This window comes from Microbacterium sp. SORGH_AS_0421 (assembly GCF_030818635.1).
In the GTDB taxonomy this organism is placed as follows: domain Bacteria; phylum Actinomycetota; class Actinomycetes; order Actinomycetales; family Microbacteriaceae; genus Microbacterium.
This window is the reverse complement of the sequence record NZ_JAUTAO010000001.1, coordinates 2222863-2246745: the sequence shown is the minus strand read 5'-3', so window position 1 is coordinate 2246745 and position 23883 is coordinate 2222863. Positions and strand designations below refer to the sequence as shown.

The window sequence follows — 23883 nt, the reverse complement described above, 5'->3', positions numbered from 1 at the left end:
CGACGGACGTCTGATCGTCCGCACTCGTCCTCCCGCGGCGGACGCACCGATCGGCGCTTATCGGGTCAAAGGATGCGCAATCGGAATGATGCCGCGCGCTCCTCCTCGGTACGTTGGGGACACGTCAACGTCCGCGAGGTCTGCGGGCGGTCTCCGGGGGGAGAAATCATGGGGGAAGACCGTTCGACGAGGTGGTCGAGGGGGCTGGTCGGAACGGACCGGGATGCCGCGGCGCTGGCGCAGCGAGCGCGGAGCGGAACGTCGCTGATCCTGGCGGGACCGCGTGGGAGCGGACGCAGCTACCTTCTGCGCGCCGTCGCCGCTGAGCTGGAACGGGACGACGCCCTGGCTGTCGATCTGCGCACCTCCCCTGCGCTCACCCGCGTCGACTTCGGAGCGATCGACGCTTCCGGACACGCTGGGCTCCGCAGCCTCGCGGACCGCAGCGCCACCACTGTCGTCGAGGGAGTGGTGGTCGTCGACGACGTCGACTTGCTCGATGCGGCGTCGGCGCGAGCTCTCGCTCGGGGCATCGCCGCCAACCGCGTGATCGCAGTGATCGGGCTGCGGACGGCGCGTGCTGGATCGACCGGTCTCCCCGACGACGTGGGCGTCGTCCGCCGAACCGTTCTCGACCTCTGGCTCGATGGATTCGCGCACCGGATCGACCTCGCCGACCTCGGCAACGACGACGCCCTCGACATGATCGACCTCTTCCCGGGAGCCGACGTTCTCGACAGCTCCACCCGTGCCGGGATCGTCTGGCGGGCCGATCGGTCCCGGACCCTTCTTCGACACCTCATCGTCGAGGCGATCGATGCCGCCCGAGCCGGACGTGACCCGCTGAGAGAGCTGCAGACAGTGGATCCACGCAGTCGGCTCGCCATCGCCGTGTCCGAACACGTCGCCGACTTCTTACCGGAGGATCTCGCGTGCCTCGCCGCGGTGCGGCGACTGCCTCACCTCGAGCTCGCGGTCGCCGCGCGACTGCTCGATGCCGAGAGGATTCAGGCTCTCGTCGCGAGGGGTCTCCTGCACGCCGATGCTTCCGCCGATCGCCGCCTCACTGCGAACGATCTCATCGCCCAGCAGGCGCAGAGGCAGCTCGGTGCGGCTCGTGTCGACGAGGTGGTGGAGTCGGCGGGACATCGCATGCTGAGGGAATCGGCTGAGTGGTGGAGTCCGGCTGTCGCCATCTCGGTCGCGGAGCGCTGGCACCGGCAGGGGAGCTCCTCGTCAGGCGAGGCAGACTGCTCCCCCGCACTGCGCGCCCGTGTCGCGCTCGACGCTGCTCGAGAGGCCAACGACCGAGGTGACACCGCACGCGCGGCGGCGTACGCCGCTCGGGGCCTACGGGCGATGGAGGATCCCGAACTCCGACGGGAGGCGCATCTCGCCGCCGATCGGCCGGACCCGATGCCGGGGCCCGCCGAGATGACGAGTACCGACACACGGCGACGTGACGCGCGGTCCCGCGCGACACGACCTCCCCGCGGCACGACCGGCCACCGCGTCGCGGCGTCGACGCTCGCCGATGAGCGCGTCGACGTTCTGCTGCAAGACGCCGTTCATGCAGCCGCCGACATGGACTGGGCCCGGGCGGTGACCGAGACCGAGAACGCGCTCGCGGAGACCTCCGCGTCCCCGGCGGCTCGACTACGCGCCCTCGTCGCCGCGGGATCCGCACTGACGTTCCGGGGAGATTGGCGTCAAGCCCAGAAGCACTTCCGATCGATCGAGCGTGTCCTCGACGCCCGTCGATGCCCGGAGGGCATAGGGGTGCGCGACCGCCTGATGGCTCTGCTCACCATGCTCGCCTGCCATCAGATCGCCGGCGCCGACGGCACGGCAATGCGCAAGCGACTCGAGGACGAGACGAGCATCGCCGTCCGAGAGGGGGAATCGGCGGACCTCTCGGTCGCCGGCGCCGCCTGCGCGATCGCATTCGCGTGCGTCGGCCGTCCCGAGGCATCGCAACGGGAACTCGCCTCTGCGCTTTCGCGGGAGTCGACGATGGTGCCTCCCTTGCACGCGGCCATGATCGAGCTCGCCGTGGCTGACGAGCTCGCCATGGCGGGCCGCACGAGGCAGGCTCGGGCGATCCTGAACAGCCTGCGAACGCAACCCGTGCCACTGTTGGTGCGCAGCCGACTGTATGTGGAGACGACCATTCTCACGGCGGAGGGACGGATCAACGGAGCGCGGCGAACCGCCCGGGCCGCGGCCGACCTCTCGTGCGGGCGCTCCACCGCCGCGCTTCGCATTCGAGACCTGTTCCGGCTGGTGACCCTCGGAGAGGCCGAGGAGGGGGAGATCGACGAGCTCGTGCAGCTCGCCGCCACCACCGACCTTCCCCTCGCCTCCGCGGCCGTGCGCCGAGCGACGGCGCGCACCAGCGTGGAAGCGCGATCTCCGGTCGACGAGCTCCGACTCCACGACCTGTGGTCCGCCCCCGACACACCCGCGTCCCGCACCGCCGTCGTCGCTGCGCGCAGCACCTCGCGAGACACACCGACCGAGGCGATCGACGACCTCACGGCGCGCGAGCGCGAGATCGCGCTCCTGGCCGACGAGGGTCTGAGCAATCGCGAGATCGCTCAGCGCCTGTTCCTGTCGATCCGGACGGTCGAGTCGCACGTCTACCAAGCGCGGATGAAGGTGGGAGCACCCTCGCGGCGGGAACTCGGCCGTTTCGTGGCAGCGGCGTCCGGCGCCGGTAGCTGAGAGGCGGCGTCGACCACGGAAGGCTCGGCGTCAGCGATCGGGCGTGAACCTCACACCCGAAGCGGGACGCGAGAACGACCGGGTCCGCCCGATCCCCGCCTCATCGAGAGCTGATCGCGCGGCCGTGAGAGCGACCGACGACGGGTACCCGCGTCGCGACAGCTGACCGGCGAGGCGTCGGAGAGCCGCGTCGTAGTCCTTGCCCTCGACTCCTCGCACCTTCGACCGAGCGAAATCGAGTGCGCGTTCGGCGTCGTCGTCGGGGAGGGCGGCGAGGACGGCCTCGGCGACCTCCCTGGGAATGCCGCGCTTGCGTAGGGTCTCGGCGACGGCGCGTCGCCCCTCGCCTTTGCGCTCGACCGCCGACATCGCCAGTTGCTCCGCGAATGCGACGTCATCGAGGTACCCGAGGTCGACGAAGTGGTCGACGAGTTCGTCCGCGGTCGAGTCATCGGCACCCTCGACGCCGCGCACGACGGTCCGGGCCTCAGACAGCGACAAGGATCGCGAGCGAAGCTTGCGCAGGAGAACCGCTTCCGCCCGCTCACGGACCTCTGCCCGCTCCGGGAGAGACTCGTCGTCACCGGTGTCGTCACCGACGACGGAGAGTCGGGGACGCCCCGCGATAGGGGCGACCGCCCCTTTCACACCGGGCATTCCGGTCGAGTCGTCCGCGATGGCCTCGTCTCGGCGCGAGGGGTGGTCGCCGCCCGGCCGGACACCCGCCCCGAAGAGAGGGATGACCGGAGCAAGATCGGTATCGTCCACGGCTCGAAGCTCACGGCGCGTCGGAGACTCGTCGAGTCCGCCCCAGTCCTTCTTGCTTCCCCGTTCACGGCTGTCACCGAGACTCCGGTCGTCGCCCACTTCCTCGGACGGGCGACGACCGGAGCCCCGCGTGTCGTCGGTCATCAGGCCGGGCGCCGTGCGGCCAGCTCGTCGTCTGCCGGCGCAGCAACGGCGGGAGCGCCTCCGATGCCCATCTTGGTCTTGATCTTCGTCTCGATCTCTTCCGCGATGTCGGGGTTCTTGATGAGGAAGTTGCGCGCGTTCTCTTTCCCCTGACCGAGCTGCTCACCCTCGTAGGTGTACCAAGCGCCCGACTTCTTGACGATGGCGTGCTCGACGCCGAAGTCGATGAGGCTTCCCTCACGCGAGATACCGACGCCGTACAGGATGTCGAATTCCGCCTGCTTGAAAGGCGGGGCCATCTTGTTCTTCACGACCTTGACGCGCGTACGGTTGCCCACCGCCTCGGTGCCGTCCTTCAGCGTCTCGATGCGACGGATGTCCAGTCGCACCGACGCGTAGAACTTGAGCGCCTTTCCACCGGCCGTGGTTTCCGGCGAACCGAAGAAGACACCGATCTTCTCGCGCAGCTGATTGATGAAGATCGCGGTGGTCTTCGTGGTGTTCAGTCCACCGGTGAGCTTACGGAGGGCCTGCGACATGAGGCGGGCCTGGAGACCGACGTGCGAGTCACCCATCTCACCCTTGATCTCGGCCTCGGGAACGAGTGCGGCGACCGAGTCGATGACGACGAGGTCGATCGCGCCGGAACGGATCAGCATGTCGGCGATCTCGAGCGCCTGCTCGCCCGTATCGGGCTGGGAGACGAGGAGGGCGTCGATGTCGACACCGAGCTTCTTCGCGTACTCGGGGTCGAGTGCATGCTCGGCATCGATGAAGGCGGCGATTCCGCCGGCACGCTGCGCATTCGCGATCGCGTGAAGCGTCAGCGTGGTCTTTCCCGAGGACTCCGGGCCGTAGATCTCGATGATGCGGCCACGAGGGAGCCCACCGATACCGAGAGCGACGTCGAGAGCGACGGAGCCGGTGGGGATGGTCTCGATGGGCGCTCGATCGTCGCTGCCCAGTCGCATGACCGAGCCCTTTCCGAACTGACGGTCGATCTGAGCCAGCGCGGACTCGAGGGCCTTTTCGCGCTCTGCAGGTGAGGGCATGACGTCTTCTTTCTTCTCGCGTTCCGGTCGCCTATAGGCTGTCGCGCCTCCCACCGACGGTGGGTTCACCCGACAAGGCGTTCAGAGTGTCGTTCGACATCTCTCACGTTAGAGAGGGCCTCCGACATTGGCTTCGGAGAACCCCCCGGCCGTGGACAGACGAGGAACAAACCCTGGTGTGAAGGAGCCTACGCCGGTTTCGAACGTAGATTCGAGGACACGCCGAAAGAACGGTGTCGACAGCCGAAAGCCTCGGCGGCACGCCGTCGGACGCACGAAGACGCTTCAGGAGCGCCGCGGCTCCAACCGACCCACTCCGTAACGACGGGTGGCGGGAACGTCCGTCTCTTCGCACAGTGCAAGCCAGACGTCTCGCGGGTCGACGCCCGCCGCGAGAGCGTCGACGCTGGTGCGCCCGCCCACCGACGACAACACGAGATCGGTCAACAGCGAACCCCCGCGCGCGCCGAACTCGTCACGGACGGCGCGATCGAACGCGCTACGACGCACGAGCGTCGCTCAGCGGAGCGAGAGCTCGGGCTCGACGGAGGCGACGAGCTCGTCGGGCACCACGTCGGGGAAGGTCTGCAAGCCCTCGAGCACCGAGAGCCGGTCGCCGACTTCGCGCATGATGGTCGAGATGGGAACGTCGAGGGCTTCCGCGACCGAGGCGAGGATCTCGCTCGACGCTTCCTTCTGACCGCGCTCCACCTCGCTGAGGTAACCGAGGGCGACGCTCGCGCGGCTGGCGACCTGGCGGAGGGTACGACCCTTCTGCTGGCGGAGGTCACGCAGGACTTCGCCGATCTCTTGACGAACCAGGATCATGTTGGGGCCCTCCTCACTGCTGATTCCGTCGCCGCCCTCCGTGGACGGCTGTGAAACACCTTCTGTGGTCACCCTAATGCTGTGCGCTGTGCACCGGATGGGAATCGCTACACGAAACCGGGATATGCGATGATTTGTTCCCGTTTTCGTCGACCGGGTACGCCGACGTCTTCACAAGGCCGCCAGCGCCCGCCGAATCGCCAGGTGGGCCGTCTCACGGCGGATGCGCTCACGGTCGCCGGCGATGACCAGGGAGTCGACCCGCGTGCCCAACGGCGTCGACACGGCGATGTGCACCGTGCCGACCGGCTGCCCATCCTGCTCTTCGGGGCCCGCGACGCCCGTCGTGGCGATCCCGACGTCGGTGGGCACGCCGTCTCGACCCAAGACGTCGCGCACGCCGCGGGCCATCTGACGCGCCACGCGCGGGTGCACAGCCCCGTGCGCCTCCAGCAGCGTCTGGTCAACGCCGAGCAGACCGTGCTTCAGGTCGGTCGCGTACGCGACCACTCCCCCGCGCACCGTGCGCGAGGCGCCGGGGATGTCGACGAGCGAAGACACCACGAGTCCACCGGTCAAAGACTCCGCCACGCCGATCGTCCACCCCAGCTCGACGAGGCGCTCCAAGAGGACGGCAGCGCTTTCACGAGGTGTCCGGACGAGGGTCTCGTCGAGGTCGTCGGGAACGCCGTCGATCACCGTGCCGCTCGCTTCTTCCGCGCCGCCCGTACCTCGGTCACGACGTAGTCGAGTCCGGAAGCGATCGTGAGGACGACCGCGATCGTCATCGTGATGACGCCCGCCCACCAGACGGTGGCCTGCCACGCACCCGCACTCGACACCGACGCGAACGGGATCAGAGCGATCGAGAGAGCGATGGCTTGGAAGACCGTCTTGAGTTTGCCCATCCATGCCGCCGCCAGCACGTGATCGCTCACGACGAGGAAGCGGTAGACGGTGATGCCGATCTCGCGCACGAGCACCACGATGGTGACCCACCAGGGAAGCTCACCCAGGATCGACAGTCCCACGAAGGCGAGTCCCGTCAGGGCCTTGTCGGCGATGGGGTCCAGGAGCTTTCCGAGGTCGCTGACGATGTCGTACCTGCGGGCGATGTAACCGTCGATGCCGTCGGTGGCGATGGCCACGATGAACAGCACGGCGGCTGCCCAGCGGAGGCCGCCGTCGGCGCCCGCGTCGACGAGAAGGAGCCAGAGGAAGACCGGCGCGCAGACGATGCGCGCGATGGTGATCGCGTTGGGCAGCTGCGGGTGCACGGCCATCAGTCGCGACCCGTCAGCTGCCAGGCGTCCTCGGAGCCCTCGTCGTCGTCGGCGTTCACCACGGGCAGACCCTCGAACTGCGCCTCGATGGGATCGGAGCCGTACCGGTCGTCGGCGCCGGGTGCGGGGGCTGCCGGAGCGTCATCGCCTCGAAGACGCGCGAGCACCGCGGGGAGTTGTTCGTTGGTCACCATCACGTCGCGCGCCTTCGACCCCTCGGACGGTCCGACGATCTCGCGGGATTCCAGGAGGTCCATGAGACGACCCGCCTTCGCGAAACCGACGCGGAGCTTGCGCTGCAGCATCGAGGTCGAGCCGAACTGGGTCGACACCACGAGCTCGGCGGCGGCGAGCAGCAGCTCGAGATCGTCGCCGATATCGGCGTCGATCTCTTTCTTCTCGGCGGCGGCCTGCACGTCGGAGCGGTACTCGGGCCGCGCCTGCTGAGTGACGTGCGCGACGACCTTCTCGATCTCCTGCTCGCTCACCCACGCGCCCTGCACGCGAAGAGCCTTGGAGGCTCCCATCGGCAGGAAGAGACCGTCTCCCTGCCCGATGAGGCGGTCGGCACCGGGCTGGTCGAGGATGACGCGGGAGTCGGTGACGCTGGTCACCGCGAATGCCAGGCGTGAGGGGACGTTCGCCTTGATCAGCCCCGTCACGACGTCGACCGATGGACGTTGGGTGGCGAGGACGAGGTGGATTCCGCTCGCGCGGGCGAGCTGGGTGATGCGCACGATCGAGTCTTCCACGTCACGCGGGGCGACCATCATGAGATCGGCGAGCTCGTCGACGACGACCAGCAAGTAGGGATACGGCTTCAGCACCCGCTCGCTGCCGGCCGGCAGCGTGATCTCTCCCGCGACCACGGCGCGGTTGAAGTCGTCGATGTGGCGGAAGCCGAACGACGCGAGGTCGTCGTACCGCATGTCCATCTCTTTCACGACCCACTGCAGCGCCTCGGCCGCTTTCTTGGGGTTCGTGATGATGGGGGTGATGAGGTGCGGCACGCCGGCGTACGACGTCAGCTCGACGCGCTTCGGGTCGATCAGCACCATGCGCACGTCGGAGGGTTTGGCGCGCATCAGCAGGCTCGTGATCATGGAGTTCACGAAGCTCGACTTACCCGAGCCGGTGGAACCGGCCACCAGAAGGTGAGGCATCTTCGCGAGATTGGCGACGACGAACCCGCCGCCGACGTCCTTTCCTACGCCGATGGTCATCGGGTGCGTGGACGAGGTCGCGGCATCCGAGCGGAGGATGTCGCCGAGGGTCACGATCTCACGGTCGGCGTTGGGGATTTCGACACCGATCGCGCTCTTGCCCGGGATGGGCGCGAGAATGCGCACCTCGTTGGAGGCGACGGCGTAGGCGATGTTGTTGGTCAACGCGGTGATGCGCTCGACCTTGACCCCCGGACCGACCTCGATCTCGTATTGGGTCACTGTCGGGCCGCGCGAGAACCCGGTCACGCGCGCGTCGACCTTGAACTGCTCCATGACGCTCTCGATCGCCGCGACCACGGCGTCGTTCGCCGCCGAGCGCGCCTTCGGCGGCGTCCCGGCGGCGAGGGCGGTGACCGCGGGAAGGCGGTATTTCGCCGCGGGGGGCGCACCGGCGTGGTCTCCGCCGAGACCCGAGATCCCGGGGAGATCGTCGTCGGGTGCGTGTTCGAGGGGCGAATCGTCGTGCAGACCACGACCCGCCGCGGCACCCGCCAGAGCCGTGGCGTCGAACACCTCGGTCAAGGCGTCGGGCGTCGGGGGCAGGGGCGGCGGCGTCGGACGGGTCGTCGGCTCGGGCTCGACCACGGCGGATTCGAAGCCGCCCTGCGTCGTTCCGGGCGACAGCAGCTCGGTCAGGTCGTTCGACCCGAGGGAGCCGTCGGTCTCTTCTTCACGACCCGTCTTGTTTCGCCGCCACCACGGCAGCGACTTCTCGCCCGATTCCTCGTCGGAGTCACCCGCGGGCAACACCTGGGTCGCGGCAGTCTCGTCGCGTTCGGCACGCTCGGCCCCGAACATCCAGGCGTACAGGTCGCCCAGGCGGCGTCCGATGCGATTCGGCGGGGTCTTGGTGAGGATGAGGATGCTCAACACCGCGAGCACGGAAAGAGCGATGTACGCCCCGACGTTCTGAAGCACGAGCGCGAGCGGCTCTCCGACGATCCAGCCCGCGAGCCCGCCGGCAGGACTCAGCGCCGGCAGACCACCGATGTTCGGTGCGGGGCGACCCCCCGCGACGTGGCAGAACCCCGCAACCGTCACGACGAACAGGGCGAAACCGATTCCCACGCGGCCGTTGTCGTGCACCGAGGCCGGGTGGCGGAACAGCCAGCCCGCCAGGAGGATCAGCAGAACCGGCAGAACGAAGGCGACCCGGCCCACCAGTCCGCCGAAGCTGTACGCGCTGATCAGCGCAGCGGCATCCGTCCCGATGAAGAACCACTCGACCACCGCACCGAGAGCCGCGAGCACGACGAGGAAGAACGGGAAGCCGTCGCGTCGCTGATCGCGCTCGAGGTTCTCGGGGCCGAAGGCGCGGAACATGCCGCCCACGCCGTGCGCGACCGCCATCCACGCGCGGGCCGCCGCAGCAAGCTTTTCGGGCTCGTCGACGTAGCGCTTGGGCGCCGGGGCTGCGCGCTTCGACGCGGGCGGCGTGGACTTCGCGCGCGACGACCCCTTGGCGGGAGCGCGGCCGCCGGACGGTGACGAGGTACGAGGCATTCCTCCACGGTAGGCCGACCCTCCGACATTCGGGCGTACCGACGCGGACTTCAGCCCAGGCGCTTGACCATGACGTCGCGCCCCATGCCCTTCCGCACGACGGCGAAGCCCTCCGACCGGTACAGGGAGAGCGCGTAGTTGTCACGCTCGACGCTCAAGCTGATGCGCGCGAATCCTTGCACGCGGGCGTGATCGACCAGGCGCTGCAGCAGTGCACGACCGGTGCCGTGCGCGCGCCAGACGGGGCGCACGCCGATGATGAGCTCGGGCACCCCCGTGCCGACCCACCCGAAGCCGGGTTCGTCGCGGGGAAGCATGCGGTACCACGCCGCCCCGACGGGCTCGCCGCTCGGCGACTCGGCGACGAACCCCGAGTCGCCTGGGCGCATCCACCCCGCGATGTAGCGGCGGTACTCCGGGCTGCTGACGATCTCGTGACGCGGCCGCGAGACACCCGCGCGCCACGTCGCGGCCTCGACCGTCATATCGGCGAGGAAGGCGCCGTCGGAGGCGAGCGCGGCACGGATCGGGAGACCGGGCATGCCCGAATGATAGCGAGCGCGCGCGGGGAGCGGGAACGACGAAGCGCCGCGGGCGAACCCGCGGCGCTTCGATGAGAATCAGGCCTCGATGACCATCGGCACGATCATGGGCCGCCGACGCAGCGACTGGTTGACCCAGCGACCGATCGTGCGACGGACGACCTGCGACAGAGCGTGGTTGTCGCGCACCCCCGACTTCGCGGCCTCCGCGAGGGCCGCGGCAATCTTCGGCTTGACGCTGTCGAACACCTTGTCGGCCTCGGCGAAGCCGCGCGCGTGGATCTCCGGACCGGAGATGACGCTGCCGGTCGCGGAATCGACGACGACGATCACCGAGATGAAGCCCTCCTCACCCAGGATGCGACGATCCTTCAGATCGGCATCCGTGATCTCGCCCACCGACGAGCCGTCGACGTAGACGAAACCGATGTCGACCTGACCGACGACCTCGGCGACGCCGGCGCGCAGGTCGACGACCGTGCCATTCTCACCGAGGATCGTGTTCTTCTCGGGAATGCCGGTCTCCCGTGCGAGCTTCGCATTCGCCATGAGGTGGCGGTACTCGCCGTGCACGGGAAGCACGTTCTTGGGCTTGAGGATGTTGTAGCAGTAGAGCAGCTCGCCGGCGGCAGCGTGGCCCGAGACGTGCACCTTGGCGTTGCCCTTGTGCACGACGGTCGCCCCGAGCTTGGTCAGCCCGTCGATCACACGGTAGATCGCGTTCTCGTTCCCGGGGATCTGACTGGATGCCAGGATGATCGTGTCGCCCTCGCCCGGCTCGATCGCGTGGTCGAGGTTGGCCATGCGACTGAGCACGGCCATCGGCTCGCCCTGCGAACCGGTCGACATGTAGACGATCTTGTCGTCGGGCAGGTCGCGCGCCTTCTTGTAGTCGATCAGCACGCCATCGGGGACGTTCAAGTAGCCCAGATCGGCGGCGATGCCCATGTTGCGCACCATGCTGCGGCCGAGCAGCGCCACCCGACGACCGTTGGCGTGGGCGGCATCCAGCACCTGCTGCACGCGGTGCACGTGACTGGAGAAGCTCGCCACGACGACGCGACGCGGCGCGCGGGCGATGACCTGGTCGAGCACGGGGCCGATGCCCCGCTCCGTGGGGGTGAACCCGGGGACGTCGGCGTTGGTGGAGTCCACGAGGAAGAGGTCGACGCCCTCCTCGCCCAGGCGGGCGAAGGCGCGCAGGTCGGTGATCCGGCCGTCGAGCGGCAGCTGGTCCATCTTGAAGTCGCCGGTGGCCAGCACGAGGCCGGCGGGCGTGCGGATCGCGACGGCGAGCGCGTCGGGGATGGAGTGGTTCACGGCGATGAACTCGAGATCGAACGGGCCGACCTTCTCGTGCTGACCCTCCGTGACCGTCAGCGTATACGGGCGGATGCGGTGCTCTTTGAGCTTCGCCTCGATGAGCGCGAGCGTCAGGCCCGAGCCGATGAGGGGGATGTCGCCCTTGAGCTTGAGGAGGTAGGGAACGGCGCCGATGTGGTCTTCGTGACCGTGGGTGAGAACGACACCGACGATGTCGTCGAGGCGGTGCTTGATGGGCTCGAAGTCGGGCAGGATCAGGTCGACGCCGGGCTGGTGCTCCTCGGGGAAGAGCACGCCGCAGTCGACGACGAGCAGCTTGCCGTCGTACTCGAAGACAGTCATGTTGCGGCCGACTTCGCCGAGACCGCCGAGCGGGATGACGCGGAGGGTACCCGCGGCGAGCGCGGGCGGGTCGAACGGGGTAGTGGGCATATGAGCCTCCTCGGACACCGCCTCGCGGCATCCCTTCGTGTGGCGTCCCTGGCCGCGGTTCGGCGGACGCCGATGCTTATCTCGTGGTGCCGTGCACCTTCGGCAGGGCACCGCCGGCGGCCGCGTTGCGGTCGGGGCGGAAGTTGGAGAAGTCGGCGCCGGCCACGTCCTTCACGAGGGCCAGCTCGTCTTCGATGACGGCGGCTTCCCACTCCTCCGGCCCGACGAGGGGCAGGCGGACGCGCGGGCTGCCGATGCGGCCGAGGCCGTGGAGGATGTACTTCGCCGCGACCGTGCCGGGCACGTGCGTCATGACGGCGCGGACCAACGGCTCGAGACTCTTGTGCGCAGCCGTGGCCGAGGCCAGATCGCCCGCGTTCACGGCGTCCACGATCGTGCGGTAGGGCGTCGCGGTGATGTTCGCCGTCACACCGATGAGGCCGGAAGCCCCGATCGACAGGTGCGGCAGCACGTTGGCGTCGTCTCCCGAGAAGTACATGAGGTCGGTCTGGTTCAGCACGCGGCTGACCTCGCTGAAATCGCCCTTGGCGTCCTTGATGGCGAGGATGTTCGGGTGCTTGGCGAGACGCAGGATCGTCTCGTACTTGATGGGCACACCGGTTCGACCGGGAATGTCGTAGAGGATCACCGGCAGGTCCGTCGCGTCCGCGACGAGACGGAAGTGCGTCAGGATGCCGGCCTGGGTCGGCTTGTTGTAGTACGGCGTGACGATCATGATGCCGTCGGCGCCGGCCTTCTCGCTCGCCTTGTAGAGCTCGATCGCGTGCGCGGTCTCGTTCGACCCGCCGCCCGTGATGATCTTGGCGCGACCGGCCGAGACGCTCTTTCCGACCTCGACGAGACGCAGCTTCTCGGGGTCCGTGAGGGTCGAGGTCTCACCCGTGGTGCCGGTGACGACGATGCCGTCGGCTCCGGCGGTGATGACGTCGTCGATGTGCTTCTCGGCGGCGGGCCAATCGACTTCGCCGTCGGCGGTCATCGGGGTGATGAGCGCGACGAGCACCTGACCGAAGGGATTGCCGGAGTGCGTCATGGGTCCAGGTTATCGGTTCACGGCGTTCCACCCTCGGCGTCGCCCGCAGCTCGGGTGAACAATGCGTGACAGCGACCGCGTCCTAGGGTGGGCGTCATGGCCTGGACCACCCGCTCATCGCGCACCGTCTACGAGAATCGCTGGATCCACGTGCGTGAGGACGAGGTGACCGGCCCCCACGGCGACGGGATCTACGGCGTCGTGCGGATGCAGCACCCCGCGGTGTTCGTCGTGGCCCTCGACGAGCGGGAGCGCGTGTGCTTCGTCGAGCTCGAGCGCTACACGACCGGGCGCTCCCTCGAGGTTCCCGCGGGCGGCTCCGACGGGGAGGATCCCCTCGAGGCCGCCAAGCGCGAACTGCTCGAGGAGACCGGGGTCACGGCATCCGAGTGGAGCTCGCTGGGCCGGATGAATGCGCTCAACGGCATCGCAGACGCTCCCGAGTACGTGTTCCTCGCGCGGGGGCTGACGACGACGGATGCCACGGCCTCGCAGCACGAGGAGGGCATCGACGCCGTGCGGTGGATCCCCTTCGCCGAGACGCTCGATCTCATCGCGAGCGGGGAGGTGTCGGACGGCGAGACGATCGGCGCTCTCGCCCTGGCGGGAATCCGGCTGGGCCGTTTCCGCTGAGCCCGTGCGGGGGCGCGGTTCAGCGTCCGCGCGAGGCGGCGCGCACGACCATGGCGTCGGGAAGCAGGCGCGAGGCGGCGACGAGCACCCTGTACCGCCACGACGGCACCGACACCGAACGACCGCGAGCGGCGTCGCGCAGGCCCTCGCGGACCACGTGCTCGGCGTCGAGCCACATGCCCGCAGGTACGCCCTCTCGGCCGGGCGGCAGGCCGAGGCGCTCGTGGAAGTTGGTGTGCACGAACCCGGGGCACACCGCGGTCACGCTCACACCGCGCGGGGCGTAGACGACGTTCGCCCAGCGGCTGAACGAGATGAGCCAGCCCTTCACCGCACCGTACGTGCCGCGCGGGACGAACCCGGCCACCGATGCGACGTTGACGATGCGGCCGCTCCCCCGCTCGAGCATGGCGGGCAGGGAAACGTGCATCAGCCTCATCGCGGCTTCGACGTGCAGGCGGAGATGCCGCACCTCGAGGTCGACGGAGTTCTCTTCGAAGGCGAGATCGAGGCCGAAGCCGGCGTTGTTGACGAGCACATCGACGCCCTCGGCCAGGCGTCTCTCGACCACGGCGAGCGCTTCGCCGTCGAGGAGGTCGGCGCCGAGCACCTCGACTTCGACGCCCCATCTCGCTCGCACATCGTCCGCGACCCGATCCAGCGCCGCGCCGTCGCGGGCGACGAGGACCAGATCGGCACCGCGGGCGGCCAGCTGACGGGCGAACTCCGCGCCCAGGCCCGAGCTGGCGCCGGTGATGAGGGCGACGGCCACCTCAGCGCGTCCCTCGGCGATAGGTCTCGAAGCGATACCGGATGCCGCTTACGGAGGTGTGCCACCCCTCGACGGGATCGGCGGCCTCGAGCGTCCAGCCGTCGATCGAGGGGGCGAAAGTGTCGCCGTCCACCTCGACGTCGAGGCGTGTTATTTCGAGGACGTCGGCGCGGTGGATCGCCTCGGCGTAGAGCCGGCCTCCCCCCATCACCCAGACGTCCTCGCCCTCTGCCCGCGCGAGAGCGTCATCGAGCGAGGATGCCCTCTCGGCGCCCTCGGCGGTCCATCCCTCGGAGCCCGACACGACGAGATTCCGGCGCCCGGGGAGGGGGCGGAACCGCGGCGGGAGCGACTCCCATGTGCGCCGGCCCATGATGACGTCGGATGACCCGGTCACCGCGCGGAAGTGCGCGAGGTCCTCGGGCACGTGCCAGGGCATTCCCTCCGTCGGCGCCGATGACGCCTCCGTGCGCCTGCGCCCACACGAGCCCGACCGCGGTCATACCGCGACGGCTCCGCGGATCGCGGGGTGGTGCTGGTAGTCCTCGACGACGATGTCGTCGAAGGAGTAGTCGAAGATCGACTCCGGCCGGCGGGCGAAGCGGAGCGTCGGGTAGGGGTAGGGCTCGCGCGAGAGTTGCTCGCGGACCTGCTCTCGGTGGTTGTCGTAGACGTGGCAGTCGCCACCGGTCCAGACGAACTCGCCGGGCTCGAGGCCCGTCTGCTGCGCGACCATGAGCGTCAGGAGCGCGTACGAGGCGATGTTGAACGGCACGCCGAGGAACATGTCGGCGCTGCGCTGGTAGAGCTGGCACGACAGCTTGCCGTCGGCGACATAGAACTGGAACAGGGCGTGACACGGTGCGAGCGCCATGTCCGGGATGTCGGCGGGGTTCCAGGCCGACACGATCAGCCGACGCGAGTCGGGGTCGCGACGGATCTGCTCCACGACCTGCGAGATCTGGTCGATCGTCCCGCCGTCGGCCGTGGGCCACGAGCGCCACTGGACACCGTAGACGGGCCCGAGCTCGCCATCGTCATCGGCCCACTCGTCCCAGATGGTGACGCCGTTGTCTTTCAACCACGACACGTTCGATTCGCCGCGCAGGAACCACAGCAGCTCGTACACGATCGACTTCAGGTGCACGCGCTTGGTCGTGATGAGCGGGAAGCCCTCGGCGAGGTCGAAGCGGATCTGACGCCCGAACACGCTCGTGGTGCCCGTCCCGGTGCGGTCGGACTTGTGCACGCCCGTTTCGAGAACGTCGCGGAGCAGGTCTTCGTAGGGCGTCGGGATGTCGGCGGTCACGGCCCTCACGATACCCGCGAAGCGGTCCCACCAGAACGTGGGAAGGGGGCTCGGTGCATGGCCGCGGGGAGCGCACCGCTGGGGAGGAGGCTCCGTCACGGGAGGACTCATCGGCCCTCGTCGCGCACACGCGCATTAGCGTTGACCGTCGTGGACGTGACCTTCGCTCTTCTCGCGGTCGGCGCGCTGGTCGTGCTGACGACGCTCGTCGGTGTCGTGTTCCGCCGACGACAGGGGCGCGCGCGGACCGTCGACTCGGCCGAGGCGGTCGATCCCGGCCTGCTCGGCGCGGACCGCCTGGGCCCGGAGGCGACCCTGGTGCAGTTCAGCACCGAGATCTGCTCGCGCTGCCCCGGGGTGCGCCGCATCCTCACGCAGGTCGCCGACTCCCGTGAGGGCGTCCACTACATCGACGTCGACCTGACCCATCGTCCCGATCTCGCTCAGCAGTTCCACGTCCTGCAAACCCCCACCACCCTCGTGCTCGATCGACGCGGAGCCATCCGCACCCGTTTCGGCGGGACTCTCGAACGCGCCGCGGTCGAGAACGAGTTGACCCGACTGCAGAAGGAGCCCACCCGTGCCTGACCCCTCGCGCATCGACGCCCGCGGCCCGCGCTTCGCGGCATCCATCACCGCCGCCCTGCTCCTGGAGGCGACGGCACTCGCCCTGGTCGGTATCTCGACGCGGCGCGGGGGTCTCGGGTGGGTGGCCTACCAGCCCGCGGCCGATGCCACCTTCCGCCCCGACGCCTGGACCGTTCAACAGGTCTCGTTCCAGGACCGCGTCGCCGACCCCGGCTTCGTTCTGCTGCTCGTCATCGCGCTGCTGTTCGTGTGGGGGGTCGCCTGGCCCCGCACGGCGCCCTGGGGCGTCGTGTATCGCCGGCTGGTGCAGCCACGGCTCGCACCGCCGACCGAGTTCGAAGACCCCCGTCCGCCCCGCTTCGCCCAGGGCGTGGGGCTGTTCGTCACCGCCGCGGGTCTGCTCCTGCACCTCGTCGGAGTGCCGTGGGCGCTGCCGATCGCGGCGGCGATGGCGTTCGTTGCAGCGTTCCTCAACGCCGTCTTCGGGCTGTGCCTCGGATGCCAGCTCTACCTCGTACTGCAGCGCGCGGGACTCATCGGTCGCCGCGGTCCCGCCGCAGCCTGAGCGTCTTCGAGCAGAGCCCTGTCAAGACCCGCCCGGGGGCCGAAGCTCTCACTAGGCTGGCCGCGTCGCGGTCGCCCCTGACCGCGCCGAGACAACGGAGGTTCCCCATGGCCGTCACGAGCGAAGCCACCACCGCCTGGAAGGGCAGCCTGTTCGAGGGATCGGGTGAGGTCACCTTCACCTCGTCTGGAATCGGCACGTTCGACGTGAACTGGAAGGCGCGCAGCGAAGGATCGGGCTCGGTCACCACGCCCGAAGAGCTGCTCGCGGGTGCGCACTCGTCGTGCTTCAGCATGGCGCTGTCGAACGCACTGGCCGAGAACGGCACCCCGCCCGAGTCGGTCGACGCCACGGCGTCGATCACCTTCAAGCCCGGCACCGGCATCACCGGCAGCCACCTCAACGTCAACGCCGTCGTCCCCGGACTCGACGACGAGACGTTCCAGAAGATCGCCGCCGACGCGAAGGCCAACTGCCCCGTGTCGCAGGCGCTCACCGGCATCGACATCACCCTCGAGGCGACGCTTGCCTGAGACTCCGGCCCGACGCGTCGTCCTCGCCGGCGCGTCGGGCCTCATCGGCTCGGCGCTGCTCGACTCGCTGCGCGGCGACGGCGTCGAGGTCACCTCGCTCGTGCGCCACGAGCCGACGGCGCCCCACGAGGTGCAGTGGCTGCAGGACGCCGCACCCCTCGACCCCGACGTGCTCGCCGGGGCCGACGCGGTGGTGTGTCTGAACGGGGCGTCCATCGGGCACTTCCCCTGGACGGCCTCGTACAAGAGCACCCTGCTGTGGTCGCGCATCACGCCGACCCGTACGCTGGCCGCGGCCGTGCGCGCGCTCGGTGCCGACGCCCCCGCACTCGTGAACGCCAGCGCCACCGGCTTCTACGGATCGCAGCCGGGAGCCGTGCTGACCGAGACCTCGAAGCGCGGCTCCGGTCTGCTGGCCGACATCTGCGTCGACTGGGAGCACGCCCGCCCGCGCCGCCGGCGACTCGGCCCGCGTGGCGATGCTGCGCACCGCTCCCGTCGTGCACGAGCAGGGCGTGCTCAAGCCCCTGCTGCTTCTGACCAAGCTCGGCATCTCGGGCCCCATCGGGCGCGGGACCCAGGTCTGGCCCTGGATCTCGCTCGACGACGAGGTACGGGCCATCCGCCACGTCATCGACGCCGACGTGTCGGGACCGGTCAACCTCACCGGGCCGGTGCGCGCGACGGCGAACGACCTCGGGTTCGCTCTGGCTCGCCGCATGAACCGTCCCTACCTCGTACGCGCGCCGATCTGGGGCGTCAAGCTCGCCCTCGGGTCCGACGCGACGCAGGCCCTGCTCACCTCGGATGCCGACGTTCGTCCCGCCGTCCTCGAAGACAGCGGATTCGTGTTCACGCATCGCACGGTCGAAGAGGCCGTCGCCTCGGCCGTTCCCGCGCGCGACGCGGCCTGAACGCGCGGGGACGACCGACGCCACGCCGGTCGCCCCCGCGGCGCTGGCTCGTGTTCAGGCCGTCCGGCGCTCCGCCGTCTCCAGGCGGATCGCCGTGCGGATCGCGTCTCGCGCGCGACGACGATCTCCCGCCGCGTCGTACGCGAGCCCCAATCGGTAGCGAGCGCGCCAATCGCCGGGGTGCTCCTCGACGTCGGCGCGGTAGCGCGGAAACAGCGCGTCGCCGTCCTCGCGCTCGATGCGGCCGCTGGGACGTACGGGAAGGTCTTCGTCGGGCAGCCCGCCCTCGGCCTCCAGTCGCTCGCCCAATCGCTGTGCACGCACGCCGAACCACAGCTCCCGACCGATCGCCCAGATGGCCAGGGCCGGAAGGACGAGCAGCGCCACGCCCATCACGACGCCGACGGTCTCGCCGCTCGAGAGCAGCACGATGGCCCGCTGCCCCGCCAGCACGACGTACATCAGCAGAAGCACCGTCATGACGGCGACCGCGACGCGGACTCTCATGCGCTGGTGACGCCCGCCACCTGGCCCGACACGTCGCCGTCGGCGATGGGGGCCTCGGGCGGCAGGGGTCGCACGCGTACCCCGATGTCGATGAAGCTGTCGAGGCCCACGTGCACCCCGCGCGCGTCGCGGGCGGCGGCGAGGGCGATCCGGATGCCGGGAGCGTACGCCCTGGCCGGCTCGATCGTGTCGTGGACGATGGTGAGCGACTCCCCCGCACCCGAGAGAATCGTCTCCTGCCGAGCGACGACGCCCGGACGGCGGAGCGAGTGGATGGGGACCGATGCGACACGCTGGCCACGGGCTCGCTGATCGACGTGCGGCGATTCGACGGGTCCGACATCGGCCCGCGCCGCTGCGATCAGCTCGGCCGTGCGCACGGCGGTACCGCTGGGTGAGTCGATCTTGGTCTCGTGGTGCGCCTCGATGATCTCGATCGAGGGGAAGAACGGCGCCGCGGCCGCGGCGAGGGCACTGCCGATCACCGAGCCGAGGGAGAAGTTCGGGATGAAGACGGCGCCCGTGCCACTGGCATCCACGAGGGAACGAACCAAGGCGATGCGCTCGTTCGACCAGCCCGAGGTGCCCACCAGCACATTGATGCCGCGTTCGACGGCCGCGCGGACGACGTCGATCGACACCGCGGGCGTGGTGGCGTCGATGACGAGGTCGGCGCCGTCGATCTCGCTGAGCGGAGAGGCCGAGGTGAGCACCGCCGTCACCTCGTAGCCGTCCTCGGCGTCGACGACCGCGCGGATCACTCCGCCCAGCTTTCCGGTTCCCCCCACGATGGCCACACGCGTCGTCATGCGTCCAGCCTAGGCGCGAGCACCCGGCGTCGCGGCGTTATCCACGGACGCGCCGCGGACGAACTCAGACGGGAAGCGGGTCGACCAGGCCGGTGCGCAGCTCCACCGGCAGGTGCGCCAAGTCGTTGTGGGAGAGCAGCGTCCAGGGGCGCCCCTTCTTCTGCGCGATGACCGTCAGGCCGCAGTAGGCCTGGTTGATCGTCATCCAGCGCCAGTCGGGCGCCTGCAGAACCTCGCGAACGAACCACGAGATGACGAAGTTGTGCGTGATGACGAGCTCGTGCACCTCGCCCGCCTTGCGGGCGAGGAACTCGGCGGTGGCGTCGGCCATCTGGGCGCGACCGGCGTCGATCTCGGCCTCGCTCACCGAACCGAAGAAGGGCTCGAACACCGAGGGCGTCTCGGGCGTCATCCCGGTGGGGATGCAGTCGAACAGCAGCGCCGAGGACTCGGGCGTGACCGCGGGCAGGCGGTCGGCGACCGCGCGGGCGGTCTGCGCCGCACGCTCGAGAGGCGAGTGCCAGACAGCGTCGAGAGGGAGGCCCGAGAGGCGGTCGGCCAGCAGAGCGGCCTGCCGCTGCCCTCTCGGAGACAGGGGGCCGTCGGTCAGACCGTGTTCGGCATCCTGGTGCTCGCCATGGCGCACCAGGTAGATGTAGTGCGTCACGTCAGCTCACTTCGTCGTCGATCTGCCGTCCCCCGGCCCTCTCGACAAGCCTACGTCACACCCCCGACACCGGGCCGGTCACTCCGCGGCTCGGGCGATATCCGACAGGTGCGCGCGGCTCAGGCGCACGCCCACGGCGCGCATGCACTCCACGACGTGGCGCGGGGCGAAAGCGTTGACGATCGGCGCCGTCACGATCTTCTGCGCGAGCAGCCAGGCGACGGCGACAGCGGCATCCGGGAGTCCGAGCTCTTCGCCCACCGCGTCGAGGGCGCGCAGAACGCGCGAGCCACGACGGTTCAGGTGCGCCGCCACCTGCGTGCCGCGCACCGACTGCGAGGACTGGCCGCGGGTGCGCGTCTCGCCGGCGAGGAAGCCGTGGGCGAGCGGGTGCGAGGGGGTCACGGCCATGTTCTGGGCCGAGGCGATGAGGCGCACGTCGCCCTCGAACTCGGACCGGCGCAGCACGTTGTAGGGGACGTCGAGTACCGCGATGCGCGGGTACCCGGCGGAGGACAGGATGCGGGCCTCGACGAGCTGCGCGGCGGTATAGCCGTGCGCACCGATCGCGCGGACCTTGCCCGACTCCACGAGCCACTCGCTGGTGGCCAGGGTGTCCTCGAGCAGGGCTCGGTCGCCGCGGGCGGCGTCGAGCGAGAGCACGTCGATGCGGTCGGTGCCCAGGCGCGTGAGCGAGGCCTCGACGGCGCGGACGAGATTGACGGAGTCCAAGCCCGGGTTGTCGGGGTGGCCGCCGATGCGGACCGTCAGCACCGTGTCGTCGCGCATGCGGCGGGTGCGGAGCCACTCGCCGATGATGAACTCGCTGCGACCGGCGGCGTAGCTGTCGGCCGTATGCAGCGCGTTGCCGCCGAGCTCGGCGTACGCGTCGAGGATCTCGTGGCTCGAGCGGGCGTCGACGTTCCAGCCGAACTCTCCCCCGCCGAGGAACAGGGGGAAGACGTCGAACCCCGTCTCGCCGAGAGGCACGCGCACGTGAGAGCCGAGGCCGGGGCCCTGCAGGGTGATCGGCGACGAGGGGTGCGCAGCACGATCCCGACGCAGGCGCGGCGAGGCCGTCTCATCGACGCCCGAGCCGCTCATGGTGAGGTCCTCTCCCCGCGATGCCGGATGACGGTACGGAACCACCCGTATCACCACGCCCCCCGACGTACTACGAGGCTAGGCCTTCCCCGAGACCGGCCAGCCCATTGCCCCGCCGTGGCGATAAACATTGCGTAACGCTTACGCGGCGATCGTCACACCCGCCCCACGGGCCACACGACGGATGCCCGCCCCGCGAGAGCGGGACGGGCATCCGGTGATCAGAGGATCAGCCTTCGGCGGGAGCCTCGGGACCCTGGCTCGCGGCGGCCGAGCTCTCCGTGTCGGCGGGCTCGGGCGTGGTGGCCTCCTCGTCGAGCACGGGCTCGAGCGACAGCTTGCCGCGGTCGTCGATCTTCGTGATGCGCACGAGGATCTTGCGACCGACCGAGAGCACGTCTTCGACGTTCTCGACGCGCTTGCCGCCGGCGAGCTTGCGGACCTCGCTGACGTGCAGCAGGCCGTCCTTGCCGGGAAGCAGCGAGACGAACGCGCCGAAGGTCGCGATCTTGACGACGGTTCCGAGGAACTGCTCGCCCACCTCGGGGTTGGTCGGGTTGGCGATGGCGTTCACCTGGGCACGGGCGGCCTCGGCCGAGGGGCCGTCGGTCGCGCCGATGTAGACGGTGCCGTCGTCCTCGATCGAGATCTGTGCGCCGGTCTCGTCCTGGATGGAGTTGATCGTCTTGCCCTTGGGCCCGATGAGCTCACCGATCTTGTCGACCGGGATCTGGACGCTGATGACGCGGGGCGCGGTGGGCGCCATCTCGTCGGGGGCGTCGATCGCCGAGTTCAGGACGTTGAGGATCGTCAGACGAGCCTCCTTGGCCTGGGTGAGCGCGGCCGCGAGCACCGACGACGGGATGCCGTCGAGCTTGGTGTCGAGCTGGATCGCGGTGATGAACTCGCTCGTTCCGGCGACCTTGAAGTCCATGTCGCCGAGAGCGTCTTCTGCGCCGAGGATGTCGGTCAGGGCGGCGTAGCGCGTCTGTCCGTCGACCTCGTCGGTGACCAGGCCCATGGCGATACCGGCGACGGGGGCGCGAAGGGGCACACCCGCGTTCAGCAGCGACAGGGTCGAGGCGCACACCGAGCCCATCGACGTCGAACCGTTGGAGCCGAGAGCCTCGGACACCTGACGGATCGCGTAGGGGAACTCCTCGCGGCTGGGGAGCACGGGAACGAGAGCACGCTCGGCCAGGAAGCCGTGGCCGATCTCGCGACGCTTCGGGCTGCCCACGCGACCGGTCTCACCGGTCGAGTACGGCGGGAAGTTGTAGTGGTGCAGGTAACGCTTGCTCGTGATGGGCGAGAGCGAGTCGATCTGCTGCTCCATCTTGAGCATGTTCAGCGTGGTGACGCCCAGGATCTGGGTCTCACCGCGCTGGAAGATCGCCGAACCGTGCACGCGCGGGATGACCTGCACCTCGGCGTCGAGCGGGCGGATGTCGGCGAGGCCACGGCCGTCCATGCGCACGCCCTCGGCGAGGATGCGACCGCGGACGATGGTCTTGGTGACCGACTTGTACGCGGCGTTGAACTCCAGGGTTGCGACGGCGGGCAGCTCGCCCGACTCGACGGCGGCGAGGAGCTGCTCCTTGACGGAGGTCTTGACCTCGTCGTCGGCGTTCTGACGCTCCTGCTTGTCGGCGATCTGGTAGACGGGCACCAGACGGTCGTAGGCACGGCCGGCGACGAAGTCGTAGGTCTCCTGGCTGTATGCCGGGAAGACGGGGAACGACTGGATCTCCTTGGCCGCGGTACGGGCGACCTCGTTCTGCGCGTCGACCAGCTGACGCAGGAAGGGCTTGGCAGCCTCGAGGCCCTCGGCCACGACCTGCTCGTTCGGCTTGGTGGCGCCGCCCTTGATCATGTTCCAGCTGCCCTCGGTGGCTTCGGCCTCCACCATCATGATGGCGACGTCGCCGTCGTCGAGCACGCGGCCTGGCGACGATGAGGTCGAAGACGGCGTCTTCGAGCTGCGTGACGGTCGGGAAAGCGACCCACTGGTCGGCGTTCTCGCCCTGGCCGGGGATGAGCGCGAGACGCACACCGGCGATGGGACCCGAGAACGGCAGACCCGAGATCTGGGTCGACAGCGAGGCGGCGTTGATCGCGAGGGCGTCGTAGAACTCCCCGGGAGCGATCGAGAGCACGGTGACGACGATCTGGACCTCGTTGCGGAGGCCGTCGACGAACGACGGGCGCAGCGGCCGGTCGATGAGGCGGCACACGAGGATGGCCTCGGTCGAGGGGCGACCCTCGCGGCGGAAGAACGAGCCGGGGATCTTGCCGGCGGCGTAAGAGCGCTCTTCGACGTCGACGGTCAGCGGGAAGAAGTCGAATCCTTCACGCGGGTGCTTGCCGGCGCTGGTGGCCGACAGGAGCATCGTCTCTTCGTCGAGGTAGGCGGCGACAGCGCCCTGAGCCTGCTGAGCGAGGCGTCCGGTCTCGAACCGGACGGTACGGGTGCCGAAACGGCCGTTGTCGAGAACGGCTTCAGCGGCGGTAATTTCTGGACCTTCCAAGAGGTCCCTCCTTCTTTGTTTAGGCTCGCCGCCCCGTGTGGGCGACGAGCTGACATGCGAAGGAGCAGGAACAGG

General features: G+C 69.3%; 21 protein-coding genes and 3 pseudogenes. 6 read left to right on the top strand and 18 right to left on the bottom strand.

The window, feature by feature from the left end; translation table 11 throughout:
• The first annotated feature begins 168 nt into the window (after window positions 1–168).
• On the top strand, window positions 169–2724 hold the full coding sequence (locus QE416_RS10665; protein WP_307316029.1) for a LuxR family transcriptional regulator: 2556 nt from the start codon (window positions 169–171) through the stop codon (window positions 2722–2724).
• A gap of 30 nt (window positions 2725–2754) precedes the next feature.
• Here the strand turns inward: QE416_RS10665 and QE416_RS10660 are convergent, their stop codons facing one another.
• The 10 genes from QE416_RS10660 to dapA all read right to left on the bottom strand — a co-directional run bounded on the left by QE416_RS10660 (window position 2755) and on the right by dapA (window position 12879).
• On the bottom strand, window positions 2755–3636 hold the full coding sequence (locus tag QE416_RS10660; RefSeq protein ID WP_307316026.1) for a regulatory protein RecX: 882 nt from the start codon (window positions 3634–3636) through the stop codon (window positions 2755–2757).
• Window positions 3636–4688: a recombinase RecA gene (gene recA / locus QE416_RS10655; protein WP_210071875.1), complete on the bottom strand. Its 1053-nt coding sequence runs from the start codon at window positions 4686–4688 to the stop codon at window positions 3636–3638. The genes QE416_RS10660 and recA overlap by 1 nt, the downstream gene beginning before the upstream one ends.
• A gap of 285 nt (window positions 4689–4973) precedes the next feature.
• A complete protein-coding gene (locus tag QE416_RS10650; protein WP_307316021.1) occupies window positions 4974–5198 on the bottom strand; it encodes a DUF3046 domain-containing protein in 225 nt (74 codons plus the stop codon).
• Window positions 5199–5207: 9 nt separating this feature from the next.
• On the bottom strand, window positions 5208–5516 hold the full coding sequence (locus QE416_RS10645; protein WP_055835145.1) for a helix-turn-helix domain-containing protein: 309 nt from the start codon (window positions 5514–5516) through the stop codon (window positions 5208–5210).
• 171 nt (window positions 5517–5687) lie between these two features.
• Window positions 5688–6215, bottom strand: coding sequence for a CinA family protein (locus tag QE416_RS10640; RefSeq protein ID WP_210071877.1), 528 nt, complete (start codon window positions 6213–6215; stop codon window positions 5688–5690).
• On the bottom strand, window positions 6212–6799 hold the full coding sequence (gene pgsA, locus QE416_RS10635; protein WP_307316015.1) for a CDP-diacylglycerol--glycerol-3-phosphate 3-phosphatidyltransferase: 588 nt from the start codon (window positions 6797–6799) through the stop codon (window positions 6212–6214). The genes QE416_RS10640 and pgsA overlap by 4 nt, the downstream gene beginning before the upstream one ends.
• Complete coding sequence (locus QE416_RS10630) at window positions 6799–9528, bottom strand: DNA translocase FtsK (RefSeq protein ID WP_307316012.1); 2730 nt, start codon at window positions 9526–9528, stop codon at window positions 6799–6801. The genes pgsA and QE416_RS10630 overlap by 1 nt, the downstream gene beginning before the upstream one ends.
• A gap of 50 nt (window positions 9529–9578) precedes the next feature.
• A complete protein-coding gene (locus tag QE416_RS10625; protein WP_267786630.1) occupies window positions 9579–10070 on the bottom strand; it encodes a GNAT family N-acetyltransferase in 492 nt (163 codons plus the stop codon).
• Between the two features lie 78 nt (window positions 10071–10148).
• Window positions 10149–11825, bottom strand: a complete 1677-nt coding sequence (locus QE416_RS10620; protein WP_307316007.1) for a ribonuclease J — start codon at window positions 11823–11825, stop codon at window positions 10149–10151.
• Window positions 11826–11901: 76 nt separating this feature from the next.
• Window positions 11902–12879, bottom strand: a complete 978-nt coding sequence (dapA, locus tag QE416_RS10615) for a 4-hydroxy-tetrahydrodipicolinate synthase (protein ID WP_307316005.1) — start codon at window positions 12877–12879, stop codon at window positions 11902–11904.
• Between the two features lie 96 nt (window positions 12880–12975).
• Here dapA and QE416_RS10610 point away from each other — a divergent pair, with 96 nt between their 5' ends.
• Window positions 12976–13512: an NUDIX domain-containing protein gene (locus QE416_RS10610; RefSeq protein WP_267786628.1), complete on the top strand. Its 537-nt coding sequence runs from the start codon at window positions 12976–12978 to the stop codon at window positions 13510–13512.
• A 19-nt stretch (window positions 13513–13531) separates the two neighbouring features.
• On the opposite strand, the gene QE416_RS10605 is transcribed toward QE416_RS10610, so the two are convergent.
• From QE416_RS10605 to QE416_RS10595, 3 genes and pseudogenes are all read right to left on the bottom strand, one after another.
• Entirely contained in the window at window positions 13532–14284 is a 753-nt protein-coding gene (locus QE416_RS10605) for an SDR family oxidoreductase (protein ID WP_307316000.1), read from the bottom strand.
• 1 nt (window position 14285) lies between these two features.
• Window positions 14286–14787 (bottom strand): annotated as a pseudogene (locus tag QE416_RS10600) (dihydrofolate reductase).
• Complete coding sequence (locus QE416_RS10595; RefSeq protein WP_307315997.1) at window positions 14784–15593, bottom strand: thymidylate synthase; 810 nt, start codon at window positions 15591–15593, stop codon at window positions 14784–14786. The pseudogene QE416_RS10600 and the gene QE416_RS10595 overlap by 4 nt, the downstream one beginning before the upstream one ends.
• Window positions 15594–15743: 150 nt before the next feature.
• On the opposite strand from QE416_RS10595, the gene QE416_RS10590 reads away from it, so the two are divergent.
• The 4 genes and pseudogenes from QE416_RS10590 (at window position 15744) to QE416_RS10575 (ending at window position 18193) form a co-directional block, all read left to right on the top strand.
• On the top strand, window positions 15744–16181 hold the full coding sequence (locus tag QE416_RS10590; RefSeq protein WP_307315995.1) for a thioredoxin family protein: 438 nt from the start codon (window positions 15744–15746) through the stop codon (window positions 16179–16181).
• Window positions 16174–16746, top strand: a complete 573-nt coding sequence (locus QE416_RS10585; RefSeq protein ID WP_307315992.1) for a DUF4395 domain-containing protein — start codon at window positions 16174–16176, stop codon at window positions 16744–16746. Before QE416_RS10590 ends, QE416_RS10585 begins: the two co-directional genes overlap by 8 nt.
• A gap of 107 nt (window positions 16747–16853) precedes the next feature.
• Window positions 16854–17279 (top strand): OsmC family peroxiredoxin, encoded by a 426-nt coding sequence (locus QE416_RS10580; protein ID WP_103210405.1) that lies wholly within the window; start codon window positions 16854–16856, stop codon window positions 17277–17279.
• A pseudogene (locus QE416_RS10575) lies at window positions 17272–18193 on the top strand (TIGR01777 family oxidoreductase). Before QE416_RS10580 ends, QE416_RS10575 begins: the two are co-directional and overlap by 8 nt.
• A gap of 54 nt (window positions 18194–18247) precedes the next feature.
• Here the strand turns inward: QE416_RS10575 and QE416_RS10570 are convergent.
• From QE416_RS10570 to QE416_RS10550, 5 genes and pseudogenes are all read right to left on the bottom strand, one after another.
• A complete protein-coding gene (locus QE416_RS10570; RefSeq protein ID WP_267786620.1) occupies window positions 18248–18700 on the bottom strand; it encodes a hypothetical protein in 453 nt (150 codons plus the stop codon).
• Window positions 18697–19509 carry a 4-hydroxy-tetrahydrodipicolinate reductase gene (gene dapB / locus QE416_RS10565; RefSeq protein WP_210071891.1) on the bottom strand — a complete coding sequence of 271 codons (813 nt, stop codon included), beginning with the start codon at window positions 19507–19509 and terminating at the stop codon, window positions 18697–18699. The genes QE416_RS10570 and dapB overlap by 4 nt, the downstream gene beginning before the upstream one ends.
• 64 nt (window positions 19510–19573) lie before the next feature.
• A complete protein-coding gene (locus QE416_RS10560) occupies window positions 19574–20176 on the bottom strand; it encodes a histidine phosphatase family protein (protein ID WP_210071892.1) in 603 nt (200 codons plus the stop codon).
• Window positions 20177–20254: 78 nt separating this feature from the next.
• Window positions 20255–21280: an aldo/keto reductase gene (locus QE416_RS10555; RefSeq protein ID WP_267786618.1), complete on the bottom strand. Its 1026-nt coding sequence runs from the start codon at window positions 21278–21280 to the stop codon at window positions 20255–20257.
• A gap of 229 nt (window positions 21281–21509) precedes the next feature.
• A pseudogene (locus tag QE416_RS10550) lies at window positions 21510–23808 on the bottom strand (polyribonucleotide nucleotidyltransferase).
• Window positions 23809–23883 lie beyond the last annotated feature (75 nt).

What these genes read in the sequence shown, in the direction of transcription:
- QE416_RS10665 (WP_307316029.1), top strand. Translation starts at nt 169, where the DNA reads ATGGGGGAAGACCGTTCGACGAGGTGGTCGAGGGGGCTGGTCGGAACG.
- QE416_RS10660 (WP_307316026.1), bottom strand. Translation starts at nt 3,636, where the DNA reads ATGACCGACGACACGCGGGGCTCCGGTCGTCGCCCGTCCGAGGAAGTG.
- recA (WP_210071875.1), bottom strand. Translation starts at nt 4,688, where the DNA reads ATGCCCTCACCTGCAGAGCGCGAAAAGGCCCTCGAGTCCGCGCTGGCT.
- QE416_RS10645 (WP_055835145.1), bottom strand. Translation starts at nt 5,516, where the DNA reads ATGATCCTGGTTCGTCAAGAGATCGGCGAAGTCCTGCGTGACCTCCGC.
- pgsA (WP_307316015.1), bottom strand. Translation starts at nt 6,799, where the DNA reads ATGGCCGTGCACCCGCAGCTGCCCAACGCGATCACCATCGCGCGCATC.
- QE416_RS10630 (WP_307316012.1), bottom strand. Translation starts at nt 9,528, where the DNA reads ATGCCTCGTACCTCGTCACCGTCCGGCGGCCGCGCTCCCGCCAAGGGG.
- QE416_RS10625 (WP_267786630.1), bottom strand. Translation starts at nt 10,070, where the DNA reads ATGCCCGGTCTCCCGATCCGTGCCGCGCTCGCCTCCGACGGCGCCTTC.
- QE416_RS10620 (WP_307316007.1), bottom strand. Translation starts at nt 11,825, where the DNA reads ATGCCCACTACCCCGTTCGACCCGCCCGCGCTCGCCGCGGGTACCCTC.
- dapA (WP_307316005.1), bottom strand. Translation starts at nt 12,879, where the DNA reads ATGACGCACTCCGGCAATCCCTTCGGTCAGGTGCTCGTCGCGCTCATC.
- QE416_RS10610 (WP_267786628.1), top strand. Translation starts at nt 12,976, where the DNA reads ATGGCCTGGACCACCCGCTCATCGCGCACCGTCTACGAGAATCGCTGG.
- QE416_RS10580 (WP_103210405.1), top strand. Translation starts at nt 16,854, where the DNA reads ATGGCCGTCACGAGCGAAGCCACCACCGCCTGGAAGGGCAGCCTGTTC.
- QE416_RS10570 (WP_267786620.1), bottom strand. Translation starts at nt 18,700, where the DNA reads ATGAGAGTCCGCGTCGCGGTCGCCGTCATGACGGTGCTTCTGCTGATG.
- dapB (WP_210071891.1), bottom strand. Translation starts at nt 19,509, where the DNA reads ATGACGACGCGTGTGGCCATCGTGGGGGGAACCGGAAAGCTGGGCGGA.
- QE416_RS10555 (WP_267786618.1), bottom strand. Translation starts at nt 21,280, where the DNA reads ATGAGCGGCTCGGGCGTCGATGAGACGGCCTCGCCGCGCCTGCGTCGG.